A 20982-nucleotide genomic window follows, 5' to 3' on the forward strand; every position below is an offset into this window, starting at 1 on the left:
TGACGATGTATGCGAAACATCGGGCGCAGGTATCGGTTGAAGGCCTGTCCAAGCGGTACATCAGCGGTGAGGATCGGGTTCAGGTCCTCGATAACCTGTCGTTTACGGTGCCTGCCTCGGAATCACTGGCCATCGTTGGGCGCTCTGGATCCGGAAAAAGCACGTTGCTTAACCTTCTTTGCGGTCTGGAACATGCCGATACCGGGAAAGTTATTTTGGCGGGCCAGGAGTTCGAGGCAACCCAGCCTACCGAGGTTCTGCGCCCGCGCTGGGCACAGTTGCGTCGGCAAGCCATTGGAGTGGTGTTTCAGGAAGCCAACCTGATGCCTGCCATGACGCTGGCGGAAAACGTTCAGCTTCGCGCCAGCCTGGCAGGTCAATCGTCTGGCGATGACATCCGCTGGCTGGAACTGCTGGGGGTGGGCGCCGAAGCCAACCGTTACCCGGATCAAGTGTCAGGCGGCCAGCGGCAGCGTGCTGCATTGGCCATGGTATTTGCCATGAAGCCTGCATTGATTTTGGCCGACGAACCGACGGGCAGTCTGGATTTGCACACCGCAGACGACGTCGCTGATCGGCTTTTCGAGGTGCAACGCCAGACGGGCTGTACCCTGCTGTTGGCCACCCACGATCCGTCGCTGGCTGGCCGATGCCACCACCAGCTTAATCTCGGCGGCGGCTGATCCCATGATCATCAGAGCCATGACCAGTCACTACCGGCGCCACCCGCTGCAACTGCTGGCGCTGGCATTGATGATTGTTGTGGCCACCATGCTCTGGACCGGGGTATCCGTTCTCACCGGGCAGGCCAGGGACAGTCTGCAAGTCAGTGAAGCGTCGGTGGCGCCCCAGTATTCGGTGGTTCGGGAAGATGGCCAGCCCGTGACGGTCGCCGATTTTGTCACGCTCAGGCGCGCCGGTATCTGCGTTGCACCCTGGCTGGAATCGTCGGATGGGCCTGGTAATGCCTCCGTGATCGGCATTGATGCGCTGGCGATGGCCTGTCTGAGTTCGGCACCGGGCGGCTCCAGACAGCCGATGGAAGGCGAGCCTTTTGTTGATATTGGTCAGGTTGCGGACGGTCAGGGGCGCTTGTCTTTGCTGGCCGATTCGGAAGATCAGGCCCTGCCAGCGGGATATCATTACCGGGAATTTCGTCTTGGCCCTGCCACAGGCGAACTGGCGGACAGCTTTCTGTTGAATCTGGATGCGCTCAGCTTGCTGGTTCTGTTCATTACCGGTTTGCTGGTGCGCAGTGTCTACCACCTTGGCCTTGCCCAGAGACGCAGCAGTTTTACGCTGCTGGAACGGTTTGGTGTCTCGCAAAGGCGGGTTGACCGCCTGCTGATCGTCGAATTGGTCGCCCTGACGCTGGTATGCGTGGTGCCTGGGGTATGGCTGGGCCAGGCGTTGGCGAACCGGCTGGGGCAGGGATTTGGCCAGGCCTTGGCCAGTTTGTTCGACGTGTCCCTGTATGCCGGCGTCAGCGGCCCCGTTGCCTGGCAGGCGATGATGGTCATGGTGGCGCTGGTGCTTGGCGTTTGTCTGCTTGACCGGGTGCTTCCTGTTCGGGCGCTAAAAGCGTCACCATGGCTGTTGATTGCGGTCGCTGTTGCTGGTCTGACGCTCGTTGTTTCGGCGGCCTCACTGGTCTGGGTGTTTGTGGGAACCGCCCTGGTATTTGCCGGGTTAGGCGGCTTGGCTCCGCGGTTGCTCGCCAGTCTTGCCGATCGGGTGGCGAGGCGTCTGCCGCAGAGCCCGCATTCACCTCTTTCTCGTTGGCGTTTTCGGGAGTTGGGGGTGATGTTCCGGAATCTGGCGTTGCCCGTGGTGGCCCTTCAATTTGCCATGGCCACGGTGTTGGCGGTTCAGGCGCTGGTCACCACCTTTGAAAACACCTTCGATACCTGGCTGGAGCAACGGCTGGCGGCAAAGGTCTATGTGGAAGTGCCGGATGGCGCCGAGGGTCAGTTGGGTGCGGCTGCTTTGTCGGACCTGGAGGGCATCGGTGACTGGCACTGGGTGCGCCGAACCCAGGCACAGTTGCCGGGCGCAGACGGCCCCTCATCCGGCGTGACCGCGGACGTTCTGGCCCTGTCGCCCATTACCGATCTGGTGACTGATTGGACCTTGCTGGCCTCGGTTGATCGTCCCTGGGCCGCTCTTGAATCCGGAGCGGTGATGGTTAACGAACAACTGGCACGGCGTCAGCAACTCTCGCTGGGTCAGCGGGTTCAATATGAAGTGGATGGCCGGCCGATGACCGCGAACGTCGCGGCGATTTACGCGGATTACGGCCGTCCGTCGGGGGAGCTTTTGATCCATGGGGATTTTCTGCCGAACGATCTGACTCCGTCTTTTCAGAGTTTCTCCATCAATCCCGGCCAGCCGTCGGTTGAAGGGGTTGCCAATGCCCTGAAGGCCGCCTGGCAGGCAGAGGATTTGACGGTACGAGATAACGACAGCATTCAGGCGCTGGCCAGTCAGGTGTTTCAACAGACCTTTCTGCTGACCCGTGCCATTAGCCTGCTGACGCTGGTGCTTGCCTCTCTGTCGCTGCTGGTGATGGGCTGGGTGTTTTTCGCCACTCGGGCGCGTTATTTCGATTTGCTGGGGGTCTGGGGTGTGTCTGACTCAGCGGTTCGCGGTGAGTTGCGTCGGCTTGCCCTGCTGCTTTGTGCCGGCGTAACCGTCGTTGCCCTGCCGCTGGGTGTCTGGCTGACCTGGGTGCTGGTCAGCCGGATTAATCCGCTGGCGTTTGGCTGGTCGCTGCCGATGGCCATTTACCCGATGTTCTGGGTTGAACTGATGGTGATGATGGCATTGATTGGACTGGCAATTGCCTGGCTCATCGGGCGCAAAATCAGGCCCGCTGCTTCTGTAAACCCGGTGTTGGGGCTGGTTTTCCTGACACTGATGGCGTGTACCGAAGCGCCCGAACCGCAGGGCTTTGCTGGCCTTGCTGAGTCTGTCGGCCAGGACGGCCCCCATGAGTACCTGCAACCCGCCCCGGGAGATACTCTGACGTTTCCAGGTGACCTTGGGCCGCATCCGCAGCATCGCATCGAATGGTGGTACCTGACGGCCAATCTGCGAACGGCCGACGGCCAGCCCCTGGGCGTTCAATGGACACAGTTTCGTCAGGCTCTGAAGCCGCGTCCTGCTAGCGCACCCGCGCCAGCGCCCGAGCAATGGCCTCTGGAGTCTGCATGGATGGCTCACGCCGCCGTGTCGCTCGATGGCGAACACCGTTTTTCCGAGCGCCTGGCCAGGGGGGATGTGGGGCACGCTGGCGCCGTGGCATCACCCTTCGAGGTATGGCTCGATGACTGGTGGTTGAGACAAAAGGAATCATCCGATGATTGGCATCTGACCGTGGACGCCAATGATTGGGCTTACGATCTGCGCCTGGCCAATACCGACAAGCGGGTAACCCATGGTGATGATGGGTTTAGCGCCAAATCCCATGACGGCAAGGGCTCTATGTATTTCAGCCTGACGAATCTTGAGATTACGGGCACGGTCACCCTTGATGGCACTACCTATGAAGTTCAGGGTCAGGGCTGGTTTGATCGGGAGTGGAGCAGCCAGTTTCTGAAAGCCGGTCAGCAGGGCTGGGACTGGTTTGCGCTGCACCTCGAGGGTGGCCACAAACTGATGGCGCTTCGTTTGCGGGAAGATCAAGGTGACTTTCTGTCCGGGACCTGGGTTCGGCCGGATGGTACCGCGACGTCACTCGCACCTGATCAGATCGAATTGGCGGGTCAGCGCTGGCATGAGTCGGAACAGGGGCGTGTGCCCCGAAGTTTCAATCTGACCATCCCCGCCCTGGGCGTCGATCTCAGCATCACGGCGCCCAGGGGCGATTACTGGAACGCCGGGCTTTATCCTTATTGGGAGAGCCCGGTGAGTGTGAGCGGGTCCCACTCCGGCGTGGGTTACATGGAATTGACCGGCTACGGCAGCCAGTAGCGGCGTCTCAGACGATGGATGGTGGCGTCAGGTCGTTGAACAGGCCCTGAATGCCCTGGTGCCATTGGGCGCGCAATTGGTGGAAATACTCGTTGTTCTCGTCGACCTGTTCAATGAAGCAGGGTTTGAGCTGATCATTCCTGTAGATGGCCACGTCCAGCGGCATGCCCACCGACAGGTTGCTCTTCATGGTGGAATCGAAGGAGATCAGAGCGCACTGATAAGCCCGCTCCAGGGGCGTCTCAAAGTTTAAGACCCGGTCGAGTATCGGTTTGCCATACTTGGATTCACCGATTTGGAAATACGGCGTCTCTTTCGTGGCTTCGATGAAGTTGCCCGCGGAATAGATATTAAACAGCCGCGGAGACTCGCCCCGGATTTGTCCACCCAGAATGAGCGAGCAGCTGAAGTCCACGTGCTTGACCTTGCCTTCAGGGTTGTCGCGTCGGATGACTTCCCGCATGGTCTCGCCGATCAGCTCGGCGGCGTCGAACATCGAAGGGACGCTGAGAAGATTCGGCTCCTCGGTTCCGCAGCGTTTCTCCAACAAACTGATCACACTCTGGCTGGTCGCCAGGTTGCCGGCGGTCATTATCACCAGTTCCCGTTCGCCTTCCTGCTCGAACACGTGCATCTTCCGGAAGGTGGAAATCTGGTCAAACCCGGCGTTGGTGCGGGAATCGGATACGAACACCAGGCCATCGGCCATTCGCATCGCCACACAATAAGTCATAGACAGCCATCCTCGATCAATCGAACGGTGTCAGTGTACCCACTTTTTCACAGAAAGCATGGGTATTAAGGATGAATTGTGAATCGTTATTGGCTCTCGCCTGCGCGAGTCACCCACGCCTTGGTGTGGAGACTTTCCGCGCCACCACCCGCACGCATACCCCTGACCGGTGCCGCGTCCAGGTAATCCAGGCCGGTCGCCAGCTTGATGTGGCTTTCGGCCACATTCAGCAGGTTGACCACGTCAAAGGTGTGCCAGTTGTGGCCCAGCCAAACCTCTGCCCAGGCGTGGGTGGCCAGGTGGTCCTCACTGTCCGTATGGATGTATCCGCTGACATACCGGACCGGTACCCCAATGTAACGGCAGCAGGCGATGAAGACGTGGGTGTGATCCTGACACACACCTTTTTTGTCATCAAAGGCCTCTGTCGCCGTATGCGTCACCGTGGTCGCCCCCGGAACGAACTGAATCCGCTCCAGAATCTTGTTCATCATCCGAACCAGGCTGCGTTTGTTGGCCGAGAATTGGTCGGCAAATTTCTTGATCGGCTTACTGGCTTCCGTCAGCGCGGTCGGGCGCAGGAATACCGCCGGCGGAAAGGGAGAATCATCCTTGGTCAGCGGCTTGCCGGTCAGATCGACGATGCCTTCGGCCGTCAGCGTGATTTCCGACACCGGCCGGTCCATGGTCATGACGGTGACCTGGTTGCCGAACCCGTCGGTCATCATGTTGGTGTCACCGGGCGTACGCAGGTTCCACTCCAGGATGCGCTGTTGCGGCGTGTTCCTGGGCGTCAGCCGGATGTACTGAATGCTGGTCTGAGTGGGCTCGTCGTAGGTGTAGGTTGTGTCGTGGCGAATTTTCAGTTTCATACCTGCCACCCCATGTAGTCTTTCTGAATCTGCTCGGCAATGCCCTGAATGCGTTCCAGGAAATCCGTCAGGTATTCGTGTAGCCCGCGCTCGGCAATGTAGTCCCGGTCGCCATAATGGATGTTGGCGAATAGGCTGTTGGCCAGGCGACGGGCCTTACGGGCTTCGCCATTTTCCACCTGTTCCAGCAGAGCCACAATTTCGCGCAGGCAAGCATGTAGTGATCGGGGCACGTCCAGCTCGAGTATCAGCAGTTCCGCCACGTTGATAGGCAGGATGTTGTGGCCGTAAATCTGCTGATAGGCCTCGAAGGCGGCCAGAGAGTGCAGCAGCGCGGTCCATTCAAAGAACGATCGGGTGGCGTGCTCGTCCTGGGACGCGGTCGCCATCCGGTGCCGGATATCTAACACGCGGGCGGTGGTATCGGCCCGCTCGATGAAGGTGCCCAGACGCAGAAAATGAAACGCATCGGTGCGCAGCAGTGTGCCGTAGGCAGCACCACGGAAAATGTGGGACCGCGCCCGCGTCCAGTCGAAAATGCGACTGGCGTTGGACTCGGTGACGCCGGTGGCGCGCAGGTCCTTCATCTCCATCCAAGACAGGTTGATGCTTTCCCACACGTCGGCCGACAGGTTGCCGCGCACCTGGAGTGCGTTGTCCCGGGCACTTTTGATGATGTTGTACACGCTGGCGGGATGGCGTTCATCCAGCAGCATAAAGTCAATCACGTTTTGTGGCGTAATGTCTTTATAAAGACTGGTAAAGGCTTCTTGTGTGCCGGTAACCAGCAGTGGCACGGACAGCTGCTCTTCACGGTCTTCGGGAACGTCAATCAGCGCCATGGTGAGGCTCACGTCCAGTAGACGGGCCTGGGATTCCGCCCTCTCGAGGTAACGGGCCATCCAGAACAGACTTGAGGCAGCGCGGCTCAGCATGGGTCGCCCTCCAGTACCCAGGTGTCTTTGGTGCCACCTCCCTGAGAAGAGTTCACTACCAGTGAGCCTTCTTTCAACGCGACACGGGTCAGGCCACCCGGGACCATCTGGATTTTCTTGCCGCTGAGCACAAACGGCCGTAGGTCCAGGTGCCGGGGTGCGACCCCTTCCTCCACAAAGGTGGGGCAAGTGGACAGGCTGAGTGTCGGCTGCGCAATGTATAGATGGGGTTTGGCTTTCAACAAGTCGGCGAAATGACTCAATTCTTTCTTGGTGGCTTTGGGGCCAATCAGCATGCCGTAGCCGCCGGCGCCTTGAGCTTCTTTCACCACCAGTTCAGAGAGGTGCTCGAGCACGTATTTAAGATCTTTGGGCTTGCGACAGGACCAGGTCGGTACGTTCTTCAGAATAGGCTCCTCGCCCAAGTAGAAACGGATCATGTCCGGTACGAAGGGATAGATGGATTTGTCGTCCGCCACGCCGGTACCCATGGCGTTGGCAAATACGACGTTGCCACTACGGTACGCGGCATATAACCCAGGCACACCCAACATGGATTTGGGGTTGCCGGCCAGTGGGTCAAGGAAATCGTCGTCGATGCGGCGGTAAATCACGTCCACCTGCTGCGGGCCCACGGTCGTCTTCATGTAAACGCGGTTTTTGCGGACAAACAGGTCGGCGCCCTCCACCAGCTCCACGCCCATCTGGCGAGCCAGGAATGCGTGCTCGAAGTAGGCGCTGTTGAAGCGGCCAGGGGTGAGCACGGCCACGGTTGGGTTGGGCTTCAGCGACGCAGCACGCAGGGTTTCGCCCAGCAGCGCGGGGTAGTGGTCAACCGGCGCGACCGGTGCGGAAGCAAACAGCTCCGGGAACAACCGCATCATCATGCGGCGATTCTCCAGCATGTAGGACACGCCACTGGGACAACGAAGATTGTCTTCCAGCACGTAGAAGTCGCCGTCGTTGTGTCGAATCAGATCGATTCCCGCGATGTGGGAATACAGGTTGCGGGGCAATTTCAGGTTTTGCATGCCCGGCTGGTATTGCGGGTTGGCAAACACCTGCTCGGCGCTTAGCACCCCCGCTTTGACGATTTCAAAATTATGATAGATGTCGTGCAGGAACCGGTTGAGCGCCTGAACGCGCTGACGCAGGCCGCTGGACAGGATTTGCCAGTCGGCGGCGGATATCACACGCGGAATCAGGTCAAAGGGAATCAGTCGATCGGCGCCTTGATCCTCACCATACACGTTGAAGGTGATGCCCAGTCGCTGGAAGAGCACGTTAGCTTCGCGCCGCTTTTCTGCAATCAGGTCTTCGTCGGAATCGACCAGCCAGTTTTCAAGCGGCTTGCAATGGGGTCTTACCCGATTATCGGAATCGAAGAGTTCGTCGTACAGGCCCTCGGCGGGCGTCTGGATCAGCATGGTCAAATACATCTCCTGGGGGCGTTGGTAACGCCGTGTCAGATAACCCGAAATACCAGCAAACCATGGGCCAGAAATGCCGTCAGGCGGGCACAGGTCAGGTTTAAGTAAAGGATCGGACAGGAGTTTTGTCAAAACCGCCAGCTAGTGGTGCACACCAGCTGGGGTTGGAAATGCTGTGCGCGAAAACGGTGCGCTTACTCGTTTGCGTTGGCCCCGATGCGATGAACGCTCAGGTCGGCACCGTTGAATTCTTCTTCTTCGGTCAGTCGGATGCCCGAAATGGCTTTCACCACGCCGTACACGATCAGGCCACCAATGAAAGCAACCGCGACGCCGGCGATAGAGCCGATAATCTGGGACATCAGGCTCACGCCGCCCAGACCGCCGAGAGAGGCCTGCCCGAATATGCCACAGGCAATAGCGCCCCAGACGCCACAGACGCCGTGTAGCGGCCAGACGCCCAGGACGTCATCCAGGCGCTCGACCCGATCCTGAGCCCAGTCGAACATGAATACGAAGATGGCCCCGGCAATGCCGCCGGTGATCAGAGCGCCCACCGGGTGCATCAGGTCAGAACCGGCGCACACGGCGACCAGGCCGGCCAGCGGACCGTTGTGAATAAAGCCCGGGTCTTTGCGGCCCACCAGCATGGCCACCAGAACGCCGCCGACCATGGCCATCAGACTGTTCACAGCCACCAGACCGCTGATGCCGTCCATGGTCTGGGCAGACATGACGTTGAAGCCGAACCAGCCGACGGTCAGTATCCAGGCGCCCAGGGCCAGGAACGGAATGCTTGAGGGCGCAAAGGCCACCACTCGGCCGTTACGATAGCGCCCGTTTCGTGCGCCAAGCAGCAGGACGGCAGCCAGTGCAATCCAGCCACCCACTGCGTGCACCACAACGGAACCGGCGAAGTCGTGGAAAGATGCACCAAACTGGTTCTCCAGCCAGCCCTGGAAGCCATAGTTGCCGTTCCAGATCAGACCTTCAAAGAATGGATACACCACACCCACGATCAGCGCCGATGCAATAAGCATGGGATAGAACTTTGCCCGCTCGGCGACGCCACCGGAAACGATGGCCGGAATGGCGGCCGCGAAGGTCATCAGGAAGAAGAATTTCACCAGCTCGTAGCCGTTGCTGGCAGTGAGTTCGCTGGCGGCGGTCATGAAGTGGGCGTCGTAGGCAATGTAGTAGCCCACGAAGAAGTAGGCGACAGCCGAAACACCGAAGTCGGTCATGATTTTGACCAGGGCGTTGACCTGGTTCTTATGGCGCACAGTGCCCACTTCAAGGAAGGCAAAGCCGGCGTGCATAGCCAGCACCATAATGGCACCGATAAGGATAAACAGAGTATTGGCACTTTCTGTCAGCGTATGAACTGCACTGGTGATATCCACGGGATAGTCTCTCCTGGACGATTGAACGATAGCCTGCGAAAGGCTCTATGCATTTAAAGAGGGCGGATGAAGCAAAAGATGTTCCAAAATAATGCATCATGAGCAATGATGGGGCAGGCAGGTGGTGCAGCAGCTGGAGAGATGAAAGCTTAGACTGAAAAAGGCACTATAAAAGTGCGTTTCTTGGCTTAATGATTGATATTGGTGCGTTACCAGATCAGGGAGCCATCCGCATCACTCGACTCAATGCTGGGGTTGAGCATTGACTCCTGACTGGGCCGGATGCCCATCAATTCCCGCAGTCGAATGACCTCTTCTTCAACATCGTTTGCCAGATCCAGAATGATCTCTACCCTGCGGTTTTTGGCGCGATTGGCCGGTGAGCTGTTAGGAACGCGGGGCTCGGTGTCTGCCAGGCCGGTGACGCGAACCCGGTCGGGGTCCATCAGGTCTCGAGCGAGCAATACGTTCGCGACAGCGGCAGCGCGCGCGGCGGACAGGTTCCAGTTGCTGGCAAATCGATTGGTGCGGATGGGTACATCGTCGGTGTGCCCTTCAATGGCTATATCGCCGGGCATATCTCCAAGCACTTCTGCCATGTCCAGCAGCAGCCCCTCGAATTCGTAGGTAATCTCGGCTGAGCCGGACGGGAACGAACCCTTCTCTTCAATTCGAATAATGATGCGGGCCTGATCCTGGGATACGTTGATTCGGCCGTCGGCGACGGCAGGTTCCAGGACCGCAAGTATGCTGTCGACGCGCTCGTCCATCTGTTCCTGAACCGCTTCCGCAACGGCGGTTTCTTCCGGGCTCTTGAGCGTTTCAATGTTTGGTTCTTCTGTGGTCGTGGCCTGTTTGACCTGTTCCAGTGGCGTGGGCTCTGGTGGGGCTGGCGAGAATTTATCAAAGATCGGGCTGGTGCCTTCTGGGATTTCAAGCGCAGGGACCTCTCTTTGCACCCCGAAGGCTTTCGACAGTTCACCGGCAATCTGCTTGAATTTCTGCGCATCAATTTCCGAGAAAGACAGCAGCAACACGAAGAAACACATCAGCAACGACATCAGGTCGGCAAAGGTGACGACCCAAGCGGGAATGCCCGGTTTTTCCTCCTCCGGCAAGTCGTCCATGGCAGTTACCCGGTGGCCCCTTCAGCCTGTCCCTGTTTTGCTCTCTCTTTCGGGGTCAGATAGCTGGACAGCATCTGCTCCACGATGCGCGGATTTGTGCCTTCCTGGATTGCCGTCAGAGCATCAATGTAGAGGCTTTGGAGGCGTGCTTCCTCGGTCATTCGCAACGACAGCTTGTCGGCGATAGGGGTGGCAATCATGGTGGCGATCATGGCGCCATAGAGGGTGGTTAGCAGCGCCACGGCCATGGCAGGCCCAATGGATTTCGGATCTTCCATGTTGGACAGCATCTGCACCAGACCAATCAGTGTACCGATCATGCCCATGGCCGGAGCGACATCGGCCAGTGCGGTAAACACCTTGGCGCCGGAACGGTTGTGGTCGAGCGTCATCAGCTTTTCTTTGTTCAATAGTTGTTTGATGGTCTCGGCATTGTGTCCGTCAACCAGCATCTGGATGCCCTGACCCAGAAATTGTGAAGATACTTCCCGGTTCTCGAGTCCCAGTACGCCTTGTTTGCGGGCGACCTGAGCCACGTCCACCAGCTCTTCAATACTGTCCAGCGTGTCGGGTAATTTAAACTTGAAAGCCCTTACCGCGGTTTTGAATGCCCAGAAGAATTGGGCAAAGCTGAATTTCGAGAGCACAACCAGCAGGCTGCCGCCAACCACGATCAGTAGCGATGCCGGGTTGATAAACACGTCGGGTGAAACGCCAAGGATAACAGCTGAAGCTATAAGGAGGATGGCTCCGAACAAGCCTATCAGGGTTGCGAAATCCAAGTGTCTTCCTCTTGTTCCCTGTGTTCTTTCCAGGCGGCATAACGCAGCAGGTCTGACTCCACCAACTTAAGGCACAGTGCCACCACGCCAGCATCGTCCACCAGGCCAAAACCTAGTATCAGGTCGGGTATCACATCAAGCGGATTCAGCACGTAAATCAGTGCTCCGGCAATGGCAGCGACGCTTTTCCAGGGGATTTCCCGATAATTGCCCTTCCAGTAGTCCTGAAGCATTGAGAACATCAGACTGACATCCGAGCTGAAACGCTTTAGCTTTCCGCTGTTGTGAACTTTTTCTTCAATGGCTTTTTGACGGGCCAAAAGATCACCAACATCCTTCTGATGAACTTTTCCGGCTTCCTGATCGAGCTGTTTTTTTGCCTTCCGTTCGTTAAAAACGGCCATGGATGATTCCTGTGAAGCTTGGTCTTTAGGCTTGTAAGAACTTCTATACTGACGGAATGATGGAATTTATCAAACGTAATGCAACCTCTTTTCGCGACGCGCTGATTCGCGAGGCCGAAGGCCTTCAATTGTTGGCCGCCACGCTGCGTGATGCCGGTGAAACGGGGCCGGGTTGCTTGAAGGTGCCCGAGGTTATCCGATCAACCGAATCAGAACTGGTGATCCCCCAGGTCGTCAGTGCGCCGGCAACGGATCGACACATGAAGGCGCTGGGGGAAGGGCTGGCTCGTATGCACCTGCAGACGAAGCCGGATTACGGGCTGGATCACGACAACATGATTGGCCTTTCACGCCAGTACAACACCCGGATGGACGACTGGGGCCGCTTTTATCTGGATTACCGCCTCAGGCCTCAGTTGGAGATGATTCGAGACGCTCACGTCAGAGAAGAATTTGAAACCACCCTGCAAAAGCATGCCGCGGCCCTGCGTGACTTCCTGAACGAGCATTGTGAGCATCCAAGTGTGTTACACGGCGACCTCTGGGGCGGCAATGCTCTGTTTGACGATGAGGGGCCCTGGTTGATCGATCCGGCGGTGTACTTTGGTGATCGGGAGGCGGATATCGCCATGACCGAATTGTTCGGGGGCTTCTCTCCAACCTTCTATCGGGCTTACGATTCGGTCTACCCGCGAACAAGGCGCTACAGCCTCAAGCGTCCCATCTATAACCTCTACCACACGCTGAATCACTACAACCTGTTTGGTTCATCCTATCTTGGGAGTTGCCGTCGCAATATACAGGCGCTGGAACGCCTCTAGCGTTTGTACTGGGTCGGGCAGTAGCCCCGCAAGACGCTTTCGGGACGCAATGCCCGATGTTTGGTTTTGCGGCCGCTGACCCGTTTTCGCCAAAGGCGGAAACTGGAGGGTTTCAGGGATCGACGCATCACCTTGATGACCTCTTTTTCAGACAGGCCGTAGAGCGATTCGATGGCTTCGAATGGGGTGCGATCTTCCCAGGCCATTTCGATGACTCGGGAGAGGTCTGGTTCGGTCAGTTTGGTTTGGCTCATGGGTTGATATACGGGCGTACACGCAGGCGGATTGTTGTGGCCCCGCCGCTCAGTTGCCCGCCCACAAAAAAAGGGCACCCAGAGGGTGCCCCGATTCAGAGAACGTTCGCCTTTTGAGGTCGATCAGGCTTGCTTGCGGCTGCGGGCCATCAGCAGACCGATCACGCCGAGCGCCATCAGAGCCAATGTGCCTGGCTCGGACACGGTGGCGAAGGCGTGGTTGTCGGTTTCAAAGGCATAGCCGTCGCTTGTCAATTGGACTTCGTCAAAGGTCTGGCTTCCAAAGAAGAAATTAAAGTAACGATTGCTGCTGTAAGAGGTTTGGTTGCCATCGGCTGCGCCCGGAATGTAGGTCGCAATTTCGGTCCCGGTAAACGCATCAACGACCTGATCATTCAGCAGAAATGTCAGGGTGTTGTAGGTGTCGATCGATCCCCAATACAAGCCGAAGTAATTGGCGGTTGTGCCAAGCATCAAAGACGCTGTGCCAGAGCTACCTTCTCTTGGAACTGACAGGTACTTGGTGCCGGTGTCTGCCGGTTGGGCGTACTTACCGCTTTCTGAACCACTGACAATCTGAAAGTTGCCAGTGCAGCTGACATAGGTGCCGCAATTGCCGTCGTTAAAGGTCTCGACACTGGCCCCTGTCACGGTTGTGGTGGTCTGGCCACCGTCTTCGACGGTGACTAGGACAGCCTGGGCGCTGGTGGTAAAGAACAAGGCCAGGGCCGATGCTGAAAGAACGGATTTGATGGAGATTTTCATGGTACTGCCTCAATAATTCTACTGCTAAAGGATTCGTGTCACGACACGCACAAGTGCTGTATGGTTATTCGTCATGTACAGAAAGTAAGCAGGTTCGGTGCCAGTCGGTGAAAATCCTGATTTGATAGGAAGTTACGTTGGCCAAGCGGGCAGCCGTGCTGCCCGAATGTAAAGAAAATCGACAGTCTTCCAGTGAAAATCAACCTACGAAGATTCGTTTGGCCAGGGGAGCGCCCCGCAGTCCGAGAATCGAAAGGGAGGTGATCAGCCCGCCAATCATGGCGCCGACAACGCCACACGTCAGTATGTCCTGACCGGTCAGGTAGAGCCCTGGTACGTCGGTTTTGGGCTTTAACCATTGCTGATCGAAACGTTCGGGAGTGTGGTCCAGACCATAGAGCTCGCCGCGTTCATAGCGGCAGAACCAGGCCGTCGAAAGCGGTGTCGACGTTTCCAGGTAGTCCACCTTGCCCCGCAAATGAGGCAGCTTGCTGTATACCACTTCCATGATGCGTTCAGTGATCTGTTCTTTCAGCGCCTCATAGTCATCACCCCGCTTGCCCCAGGTGGTGTCCTTCCAGGCTTCGAACATTTCCCAGGTGGTGGGGGCAACTACTTCGATCGTAGACGTGCCGGGCCAGCGGTTCTGGTAGTCCGGGTCTTTCGCCGCCGGGAAGGATACATAGACCACTGGAAATTCCGCGTTGGTGTCCTGCAGGAATGCCTCCACGTTGTCATCGTGGTGCGCGCTGGGGTAAATCCAGAAGTTGGTGCGCGGCAGGTCCAGTTCTTCAGGAGTACCTTGCAGGCCCAGATACAGACCGATGTGAGGCATGGACTGTTGTATGTGTTCTCGCTTCTTTTGATAGCCGCATTGTTCGGCAACTTCTTGTGGGAGCAGTTGCTCAAAGGTGTTGATCACCCCAGCGTTGCTGATCACCATCGGTGCCTTGATTTCCTCGCCATCCGCCATGCGAACGCCCACTGCTTTGCCTTTTTGAATCAGGATGTCAGTGACGTCGGCGTAGGTGAACACTTCCCCGCCGGATTGCTGCACCACCGGAATGATGGTTTTGGCGATCTCCGACGCCCCGCCGACCGGGTAATAACCACCATGGATGTAGTGCTTGGCGATCAGTGCGTGAATCATAAAGCTGGACTGTTTCGGAGTGACACCACAGTCGCCCCATTGGCCGGTGATGGCGCCGATCAACTCTTCGTTATCGGTCAGTTCGCGCAGCACTTCATAAGTCGTTTTGTTGAAGCAGTCTGGCAGGGTCAGGTCAAGCCCTTTCCCGACCAGCGGACTGAGTAATGAGGGAGAGAGCTTGCCCAGAGTATAGAACTGCATCCCCCCGGCGACTTTGCCCAACAGATGGATGTACTGATCAATGGCCTCTTCTTCGTCGGGAAATTCGCTGACCAGTGAGTGACGGAAACCGGCTTTGCCTGCCCGCAAATTCACGACTTTGTCGCCCAGGAAAAAGCGGTCGTAGTTCTCGTCCATCGGCGCCCAGTCCAGTTCGCCGTCAGTGATGTAATCAAACAGTCTTCGGCCCAGGGTGTGGGAGCTTCCCATGTCGCCAATGTAGTGAACACCCACGTCCCACTCGTAACCGTTACGGGCGTAGCTGTGGGTATACCCGCCAGCGGTGTAATGCTGCTCAAGTACCAGTACCTTCTTGCCGGCTTTGGACAGGCAGGCGGCCGTGGTCAGGCCGCCAATGCCAGAGCCGATAACGATGGCGTCGTAGGGGCCGTCAAGGCGGTTGGCGCGGTAGCGGCGCCCGATTCGAATGGTGCTTGGTTTCATATCACAGTGTCCTTACCACCACGCCTTGCCCCACATTTCCGGGTTGGCCCAATTCTTTGGGTTGTTCCAGGCGCGTTTATGGTTGTAGTTGTCGATGTTGTAGGTGTAGAGCGTTCGTTCAGTCCCGTTATCGTCCAGTTCGGCCTGACGGCGAAATCCCAGACCAATGAAATCCTTGAAATTCCAACCCTGCTCGGGGCCAACAACGACGGCAATCTGATGAGTCCCGTAATTTCTTAGCTGCCCGAGCAGTATTTCGCCGTCGCTGTGGTCGAGTGCTTCCAGGGTGTGGGTAATCAAGGCCAGGTCCTGGGTTTCCGGCAGCGGGAAGGCGCTGTTGGGCGCGTAGGCGTCCAGAGTGATCACCGATGAGGACTCATGGTGCTGGTGCCAGTGCTGGCCGACGTCGTTGGCAATGTCGCCGCACACCACCAGACTGCGGGGCTGGCAGGTGTCCACAATTCGGGCCAGGGCCTGATGGCTGGTGGTCATGATGCGGGCGTCCTTTGGGCGATGTGTGGGACAGTGAGTATTACACCGGCCAGTCCGCAGCATCAACTGTGTGAAGGCCCACCGGTTGATCAGTCTGGCCGTGCCAGCGGCGAACGAACTCTCCCTCCGGGTCGTACTGCTGAGCCTGTTTTTCCAGATTGAACTGACGCAGGCCTCGCGGGTCGGCGCCAACGCCCGCCAGGTACTGCCAGTTGCCCCAGTTACTGGCGACGTCGTAATCGATCAGCTGTTCCTGAAACCAGGCAGCGCCGTAGCGCCAGTCCAGCTCCAGTTCATTGACGAAACAGCTGGCCACCAATTGACGGGCACGGTTGCTCATGTAACCGGTTTCCCGCAGCTGATTCATCGCCGCATTGACCAACGGGTTTTCGGTGTTGCCCTGGCACCAGGCCATGAAACGGTGGCCATAAAATGTGGCCGGTCGGCGTTTGCGTTGTACCCCGTCCCGGCGGAAGAGGTTGGCACCGTGTTTCAGCGCGTACCAGTAGTAATATTCGCGCCACAGCAATTCGAACCAGAGCCAGTAGGTGGATTTGTTTGCGGTTTCGGTTCGCTCGTATTCCTCGACCGTCTCCGCGACTTCCCGCGCCGACAGACAGCCGTTGGCCAGCCAGGGCGAGAATTTGGACGAGGCGTCCCAGGTGTCCAGCGCATTTCGGGTTTCTTTGTAGGTGGCAATGCCGTGGTTGCCATAGGTGTATTCCTTCAAGCGCGCCAGGCCAGCGTCCTCACCGCCACGAAAATCCAACGGGTGTTTGGGCTCGGGAATGGGTGGGCAGTCACCGCGGTTATCCTCGGCGAAACCGGGAGGTGGGGGCAGCGCGGACAGTGTACGAATGCGGATGGCTTCGGAATGTCGCTGACCGGTTTTCTCCACCTTTTTTCGGAACTGGGAGAAGGTTTCTGGCAGGTCGCCCAGCGCCATCGGCAGGGAGCCCTCGGTGAACAGGCTCAGTGTTTCGAATTGTTGAAACACGGTGTCAGAGAGTTGGTCTTTCAGCGTCTGCCACTGTCCCGCTTCTTCCGTTCCCGGTTGGCGGGATCGAATGACCCGATCGATTCCGTGGCCGCCCACCAGTGATGGAATGACTTTCTCAGGTTCTCCGTAAGCAATGTGCAAACGCTGCCCCATGGGCCTCAGGCTCTTCTCAAGCGCCATCAAGCTTTGCCACAGGAACCGCCAGCGGTGCGCACCCATCGCCCGGCTCTGAAGCGGCCCCGGTTTGAACCAGCGGGGATCTACTACGTAAACACAAAGTAGCAAGTCGGATTTCGAGGCGGCCAGTAGGGCAGCGTTGTCGTGCAGGCGAAGATCTCGGGTAAACCAGTAGAGCGTGTTCACGGAACTACCTCTGGCATATTGTCGTGTTAGACCTAATCGGTGCGACTATATTGTACGTACTGCGACTTCTTTGGTTTTCTTGATCAGTATCGACGAAGAGAACGGCTATGTTTTTGACTCGAAAAAAACAACAATTCATTGAGGATTTGAAAGTTGAGTCAGGGCGCTGCAACGCAGTGCTCGAAGCAATTCAGCAAACCATGCCAACGATCGAATTCTCACCAGATGGTCACATCCTTAAAGTGAACGACCTCTTCCTCGACGCTGTGGGATATCGCCGTGACGAGGTTCTTGGCGCTCATCACAGCATTTTTTGTAAGCCCGATTATGCAGAGACGGCAGAGTACCGGTCTTTCTGGGAGCACCTGCGCCAGGGTCGTTCCCACAATGGACGGTTTCCAAGGCAAACCAAAAAGGGCCAGAAGCTGTGGCTGGAAGCGACCTATTTTCCGGTGCGGGGTGTGGATGGTCAGGTGGAACGGATCGTAAAAATTGCCTCCGACGTGACGGCGGAACACGAGAGGCTGAAAGATCAGGAAGCTGCCTTCGAAGCCATCGATCGGTCGATGGCCGTCATCGAGTTCAAGCCGGATGGAACGATTCTCACAGCCAATCAGAATTTTCTTGATGCCATCGGCTATCGCCTGGAGGAGATTCAGGGCAAGCATCACAGAATGTTTTGTGATGACTCGTTTTACAACGAAAATCCCAATTTTTGGGAGCTTCTTGCCAAGGGTGAACTTACTAGCGGCAAATTTCACCGCGTTCGCGCGGATGGTTCCGATCTCTGGCTGGAAGCAAGCTACAACCCGGTTTTTGACGAGAATGGCCAGGTTGAAAAGGTCATCAAACTGGCCAGCGATATCACTGACCGGACCGAGCAGGAAAATCAGACGCGTGAAGCTGCGGAAATAGCCTCAACCACTGCCAATCAAACGGCAGATATTGCGACCCGTGCCCGTGAGGCTCTGGTGCATTCCCGATCCACTTCCGAGGATATCGAAAAGCGAATTCACGCCGCAAAAGCCAACATCGCAGAGTTAAACGAACGGTCCCAGAACATCGAGAAAATGGTGGATACTATCTCGGGGGTTGCAGACCAGACCAACCTGCTGGCACTGAACGCGGCCATTGAGGCGGCTCGTGCCGGTGAACACGGGCGCGGGTTCGCTGTGGTGGCCGACGAGGTTCGTAAGCTGGCTGGCAACACGGGTGAGGCTACCAAGGAAATCGCCGAGGTGATCAATACGGTACTCGAGCTGTCAGGGGGCGTTGAACGTCGAATTGACGAAGCCCTTGGCAAGGCGGTAGAAGGACGTGAGCAAGTTGCGGAGGCCGAGTCCATCGTATCCGAAATTCAGTCGGGTGCAGACGATGTTCGCGATTCGATTGACCGCATAGAAGGCTGATCAATCAACTTATGACCACACTGAGCCGAAGCAGATCGCTCTCGGCGATTGTAAGAGGAAATCACTGCCATGAAATCCCGTGCCGCCGTTGCATTTGAGCCAAACAAACCGTTAGAGATTGTCGAAGTCGATGTGGAACCGCCCAAAAAAGGCGAAGTGCTGGTGCGCATTGTGGCCACCGGTGTCTGCCATACCGACGCCTATACGCTATCGGGCGCCGACTCAGAGGGCAATTTCCCGGCAATTCTCGGACACGAGGGCGGTGGCATTGTCGAGGCCGTGGGCGAGGGTGTGACGTCGGTGGAAGTCGGCGATCATGTTATTCCGCTCTATACCGCAGAATGCGGCCAGTGCAAATTTTGCACCTCTGGCAAGACCAATTTGTGTGGATCGGTCCGGGAAACCCAGGGCAAAGGCGTGATGCCGGATGGCACCTCCCGGTTCTCCTATCAGGGCAAGCCGATTTATCACTACATGGGCTGCTCGACGTTTTCCGAGTACACCGTGTTGCCAGAAGTGTCCCTGGCCAAGATTCCGAAAGAAGCGCCGCTTGAGAAAGTGTGTCTTCTGGGTTGCGGTGTAACCACCGGTATTGGCGCCGTGCTGAACACCGCGAAGGTAGAAGAAGGCGCGACCGTGGCCATCTTCGGGCTTGGCGGTATCGGTTTGGCCGCCATCATTGGCGCGACCATGGCCAAAGCCAGCCGTATCATTGCTATCGACATCAACCCGGGTAAATTCGACATAGCTCGGCAGCTTGGTGCCACTGACGTGGTGAACCCTAACGATTACGACAAGCCCATTCAGGAAGTGATTATTGAAATGACCGATGGCGGCGTGGACTATTCGTTCGAGTGCATCGGCAACGTCAAGGTTATGCGTTCAGCTCTGGAGTGCTGCCACAAAGGTTGGGGCGAATCCATCATCATTGGCGTGGCTGGTGCTGGCGAAGAAATCAGTACCCGCCCATTCCAGCTGGTCACCGGACGGGTCTGGAAAGGCTCGGCGTTCGGCGGTGTTAAGGGTCGCACCGAGCTACCCGGTTACGTGAAAAAAGCCGAGACAGGAGAGATTCCGCTGGACGTGTTTATCACCCATGAAATGGGGCTTGAGAAGATCAATGAGGCCTTTGACCTGATGCATGAGGGTAAGAGCATTCGTTCAGTGATCCACTATTAAGGGGCCGGCATGAATGATTCGATGCCGTTCCGGTTTCGCTTCCGCGTTCGTTACGCGGAATGCGACGCCCAGAGCGTGGTGTTCAACGCCCGTTATGCAGACTACGTGGATATTTCCGTCAACGAGTACATCCGCACGCTGTTTGGGGATTACCAGCGGTTGCTGGATCAGGATCTGGACATTCAGGTGGTCAGCCTGAATATGAACTATCGGGCGCCTGCCAGGTTTGACGACGTGCTGGAAGCGCGGATATCCGCAGGGCGCCTGGGCAACACCTCGTTCACCCTGCATCTGGATTTTGTCCGCTTTGGTGATGATGTCCAGGTGGCTGAGGCGGACATTGTTTATGTGATGATCCAGCCGTCCGTGATGCAAAAAAAAGCTGTGCCGGCATCTATCCGGGCACAGCTTGAGGAGGGGGCTCCCGGCGTTTTGATTAGCCACGCCGGGGAGCATCAGGGGTCAGCCTGAATTAGTTGCCGTGGGAAGCCTTGGCGTCTTCCAACGCTTGCAGTACGGCTTTGGCGGTGCCTTCTGATGAGGGCGGGTTCTGACCCGTGATCAGTCGACCATCCACCACGATGTGCGGCGTAAAGTCATCTCCGCACGTGTAGGTACCGTTTTTCTCTTTCAGCATGTCTTCCAGCAGGAAGGGCACGATGTTGGTCAACCCAACGGTCTCTTCCTCGCTGTTGCTGAAACCGGTGACGTTGCGACCGCCAACCAGGTTTTGTCCCGGCTTGATCTCGACGTTCTTGAAGACGGCCGGCGCGTGACAGACCGCACCAATAACCTTGTCTTGCTCGTACGCGGTTTTGATCAGTTCGGCGGATTTCTCATCGTTGGCCAGATCCCACAGCGGACCATGGCCGCCCGGATAGAAAATGGCGTCAAAATCAACCATGTTCACATCTGACAGCTTCTTGGTGCTGGCCAATGATTCCTTGGCGTGGGCGTCTTCCTGAAAGCGACGGGTGGTCTCGGTCAGCGCATCTTCGCCTTCACTGTTCGGGTCGACCGGGGGCTGTCCGCCTTTGGGGGAAGCCAGGGTGATGTTGGCGCCGGCATCCTTGAACACGTAGTAGGGCGCGGTGAACTCTTCCAGCCAGAACCCTGTCTTGTGGCCGGTGTCGCCCATCTGGTCATGGGAGGTAAGAACCATCAATATGTTCATGTGCCTGCTCCTTCTGATATCAGTTTGCGTTCTTTAATTAACGCCTGTGATTAC

The 20982-nt window shown here is 57.2% G+C and carries 20 protein-coding genes and 1 pseudogene; 7 read left to right on the forward strand and 14 right to left on the reverse strand.

Annotated features, from left to right (window positions below; all coding sequences use genetic code 11):
- Window positions 1–5: 5 nt before the first annotated feature.
- Both QLQ17_RS13785 and QLQ17_RS17140 read left to right on the forward strand, forming a co-directional pair.
- Window positions 6–683, forward strand: coding sequence for an ABC transporter ATP-binding protein (locus tag QLQ17_RS13785; protein ID WP_283210190.1), 678 nt, complete (start codon window positions 6–8; stop codon window positions 681–683).
- A gap of 4 nt (window positions 684–687) precedes the next feature.
- A complete protein-coding gene (locus tag QLQ17_RS17140; protein WP_349306802.1) occupies window positions 688–3972 on the forward strand; it encodes a lipocalin-like domain-containing protein in 3285 nt (1094 codons plus the stop codon).
- 7 nt (window positions 3973–3979) lie between these two features.
- On the opposite strand, the gene QLQ17_RS13800 is transcribed toward QLQ17_RS17140, so the two are convergent.
- The 8 genes from QLQ17_RS13800 to QLQ17_RS13835 all read right to left on the reverse strand — a co-directional run bounded on the left by QLQ17_RS13800 (window position 3980) and on the right by QLQ17_RS13835 (window position 11658).
- Window positions 3980–4705, reverse strand: coding sequence for a proteasome-type protease (locus tag QLQ17_RS13800; protein ID WP_283210191.1), 726 nt, complete (start codon window positions 4703–4705; stop codon window positions 3980–3982).
- Between the two features lie 86 nt (window positions 4706–4791).
- The gene (locus tag QLQ17_RS13805; RefSeq protein ID WP_283210192.1) at window positions 4792–5577 is read right to left on the reverse strand and encodes a transglutaminase family protein; all 786 of its coding nucleotides are present in this window, start codon (window positions 5575–5577) and stop codon (window positions 4792–4794) included.
- Complete coding sequence (locus tag QLQ17_RS13810; protein ID WP_283210193.1) at window positions 5574–6512, reverse strand: alpha-E domain-containing protein; 939 nt, start codon at window positions 6510–6512, stop codon at window positions 5574–5576. Before QLQ17_RS13810 ends, QLQ17_RS13805 begins: the two co-directional genes overlap by 4 nt.
- Entirely contained in the window at window positions 6506–7939 is a 1434-nt protein-coding gene (locus tag QLQ17_RS13815) for a circularly permuted type 2 ATP-grasp protein (RefSeq protein WP_283210483.1), read from the reverse strand. Before QLQ17_RS13815 ends, QLQ17_RS13810 begins: the two co-directional genes overlap by 7 nt.
- A 197-nt stretch (window positions 7940–8136) precedes the next feature.
- Window positions 8137–9345, reverse strand: a complete 1209-nt coding sequence (locus QLQ17_RS13820; RefSeq protein ID WP_283210194.1) for an ammonium transporter — start codon at window positions 9343–9345, stop codon at window positions 8137–8139.
- Between the two features lie 209 nt (window positions 9346–9554).
- A complete protein-coding gene (locus QLQ17_RS13825) occupies window positions 9555–10472 on the reverse strand; it encodes a MotB family protein (protein WP_283210195.1) in 918 nt (305 codons plus the stop codon).
- Window positions 10473–10477: 5 nt separating this feature from the next.
- Complete coding sequence (locus QLQ17_RS13830) at window positions 10478–11254, reverse strand: MotA/TolQ/ExbB proton channel family protein (protein WP_283210196.1); 777 nt, start codon at window positions 11252–11254, stop codon at window positions 10478–10480.
- Window positions 11236–11658: a YkvA family protein gene (locus QLQ17_RS13835; protein WP_283210197.1), complete on the reverse strand. Its 423-nt coding sequence runs from the start codon at window positions 11656–11658 to the stop codon at window positions 11236–11238. Before QLQ17_RS13835 ends, QLQ17_RS13830 begins: the two co-directional genes overlap by 19 nt.
- Window positions 11659–11717: 59 nt before the next feature.
- Here QLQ17_RS13835 and QLQ17_RS13840 point away from each other — a divergent pair, with 59 nt between their 5' ends.
- Window positions 11718–12479: a fructosamine kinase family protein gene (locus QLQ17_RS13840; RefSeq protein WP_283210198.1), complete on the forward strand. Its 762-nt coding sequence runs from the start codon at window positions 11718–11720 to the stop codon at window positions 12477–12479.
- Here the strand turns inward: QLQ17_RS13840 and QLQ17_RS13845 are convergent.
- The 5 genes from QLQ17_RS13845 to QLQ17_RS13865 form a co-directional block, all read right to left on the reverse strand.
- Window positions 12476–12733 carry a TIGR03643 family protein gene (locus QLQ17_RS13845; protein WP_283210199.1) on the reverse strand — a complete coding sequence of 86 codons (258 nt, stop codon included), beginning with the start codon at window positions 12731–12733 and terminating at the stop codon, window positions 12476–12478. The two genes, QLQ17_RS13840 and QLQ17_RS13845, sit on opposite strands and share 4 nt — an antisense overlap.
- A gap of 123 nt (window positions 12734–12856) precedes the next feature.
- Window positions 12857–13498 carry a PEP-CTERM sorting domain-containing protein gene (locus QLQ17_RS13850; protein WP_283210200.1) on the reverse strand — a complete coding sequence of 214 codons (642 nt, stop codon included), beginning with the start codon at window positions 13496–13498 and terminating at the stop codon, window positions 12857–12859.
- Window positions 13499–13697: 199 nt separating this feature from the next.
- Window positions 13698–15311, reverse strand: coding sequence for a phytoene desaturase family protein (locus tag QLQ17_RS13855; protein WP_283210201.1), 1614 nt, complete (start codon window positions 15309–15311; stop codon window positions 13698–13700).
- Between the two features lie 12 nt (window positions 15312–15323).
- Window positions 15324–15803: a DUF6231 family protein gene (locus QLQ17_RS13860; RefSeq protein ID WP_283210202.1), complete on the reverse strand. Its 480-nt coding sequence runs from the start codon at window positions 15801–15803 to the stop codon at window positions 15324–15326.
- A gap of 40 nt (window positions 15804–15843) precedes the next feature.
- A complete protein-coding gene (locus QLQ17_RS13865; protein ID WP_283210203.1) occupies window positions 15844–17166 on the reverse strand; it encodes a DASH family cryptochrome in 1323 nt (440 codons plus the stop codon).
- Between the two features lie 107 nt (window positions 17167–17273).
- On the opposite strand from QLQ17_RS13865, the pseudogene QLQ17_RS17180 reads away from it, so the two are divergent.
- The 4 genes and pseudogenes from QLQ17_RS17180 to QLQ17_RS13880 form a co-directional block, all read left to right on the forward strand.
- Window positions 17274–18047 (forward strand): annotated as a pseudogene (locus tag QLQ17_RS17180) (PAS domain-containing protein); the annotation flags it as partial.
- Between the two features lie 90 nt (window positions 18048–18137).
- Window positions 18138–18575: a methyl-accepting chemotaxis protein gene (locus tag QLQ17_RS17185; protein ID WP_502867391.1), complete on the forward strand. Its 438-nt coding sequence runs from the start codon at window positions 18138–18140 to the stop codon at window positions 18573–18575.
- Between the two features lie 69 nt (window positions 18576–18644).
- Entirely contained in the window at window positions 18645–19754 is a 1110-nt protein-coding gene (locus tag QLQ17_RS13875) for an S-(hydroxymethyl)glutathione dehydrogenase/class III alcohol dehydrogenase (RefSeq protein WP_283210205.1), read from the forward strand.
- Between the two features lie 9 nt (window positions 19755–19763).
- Window positions 19764–20225 carry an acyl-CoA thioesterase gene (locus tag QLQ17_RS13880; RefSeq protein WP_283210206.1) on the forward strand — a complete coding sequence of 154 codons (462 nt, stop codon included), beginning with the start codon at window positions 19764–19766 and terminating at the stop codon, window positions 20223–20225.
- Between the two features lies 1 nt (window position 20226).
- On the opposite strand, the gene QLQ17_RS13885 is transcribed toward QLQ17_RS13880, so the two are convergent.
- A complete protein-coding gene (locus QLQ17_RS13885; protein WP_283210207.1) occupies window positions 20227–20928 on the reverse strand; it encodes a type 1 glutamine amidotransferase domain-containing protein in 702 nt (233 codons plus the stop codon).
- Window positions 20929–20982 lie beyond the last annotated feature (54 nt).

Source organism: Marinobacter sp. CHS3-4 (assembly GCF_030053415.1).
Classification (GTDB): Bacteria; Pseudomonadota; Gammaproteobacteria; order Pseudomonadales; family Oleiphilaceae; genus Marinobacter.

Coding starts and splice junctions, on each gene's coding strand:
- QLQ17_RS13785 (WP_283210190.1), top strand. CDS start 6: ATGTATGCGAAACATCGGGCGCAGGTATCGGTTGAAGGCCTGTCCAAG.
- QLQ17_RS13860 (WP_283210202.1), bottom strand. CDS start 15,803: ATGACCACCAGCCATCAGGCCCTGGCCCGAATTGTGGACACCTGCCAG.
- QLQ17_RS13810 (WP_283210193.1), bottom strand. CDS start 6,512: ATGCTGAGCCGCGCTGCCTCAAGTCTGTTCTGGATGGCCCGTTACCTC.
- QLQ17_RS13815 (WP_283210483.1), bottom strand. CDS start 7,939: ATGCTGATCCAGACGCCCGCCGAGGGCCTGTACGACGAACTCTTCGAT.
- QLQ17_RS13800 (WP_283210191.1), bottom strand. CDS start 4,705: ATGACTTATTGTGTGGCGATGCGAATGGCCGATGGCCTGGTGTTCGTA.
- QLQ17_RS13885 (WP_283210207.1), bottom strand. CDS start 20,928: ATGAACATATTGATGGTTCTTACCTCCCATGACCAGATGGGCGACACC.
- QLQ17_RS13855 (WP_283210201.1), bottom strand. CDS start 15,311: ATGAAACCAAGCACCATTCGAATCGGGCGCCGCTACCGCGCCAACCGC.
- QLQ17_RS13875 (WP_283210205.1), top strand. CDS start 18,645: ATGAAATCCCGTGCCGCCGTTGCATTTGAGCCAAACAAACCGTTAGAG.
- QLQ17_RS13840 (WP_283210198.1), top strand. CDS start 11,718: ATGGAATTTATCAAACGTAATGCAACCTCTTTTCGCGACGCGCTGATT.
- QLQ17_RS13835 (WP_283210197.1), bottom strand. CDS start 11,658: ATGGCCGTTTTTAACGAACGGAAGGCAAAAAAACAGCTCGATCAGGAA.
- QLQ17_RS13825 (WP_283210195.1), bottom strand. CDS start 10,472: ATGGACGACTTGCCGGAGGAGGAAAAACCGGGCATTCCCGCTTGGGTC.
- QLQ17_RS13805 (WP_283210192.1), bottom strand. CDS start 5,577: ATGAAACTGAAAATTCGCCACGACACAACCTACACCTACGACGAGCCC.
- QLQ17_RS17140 (WP_349306802.1), top strand. CDS start 688: ATGATCATCAGAGCCATGACCAGTCACTACCGGCGCCACCCGCTGCAA.
- QLQ17_RS13845 (WP_283210199.1), bottom strand. CDS start 12,733: ATGAGCCAAACCAAACTGACCGAACCAGACCTCTCCCGAGTCATCGAA.
- QLQ17_RS13850 (WP_283210200.1), bottom strand. CDS start 13,498: ATGAAAATCTCCATCAAATCCGTTCTTTCAGCATCGGCCCTGGCCTTG.
- QLQ17_RS13880 (WP_283210206.1), top strand. CDS start 19,764: ATGAATGATTCGATGCCGTTCCGGTTTCGCTTCCGCGTTCGTTACGCG.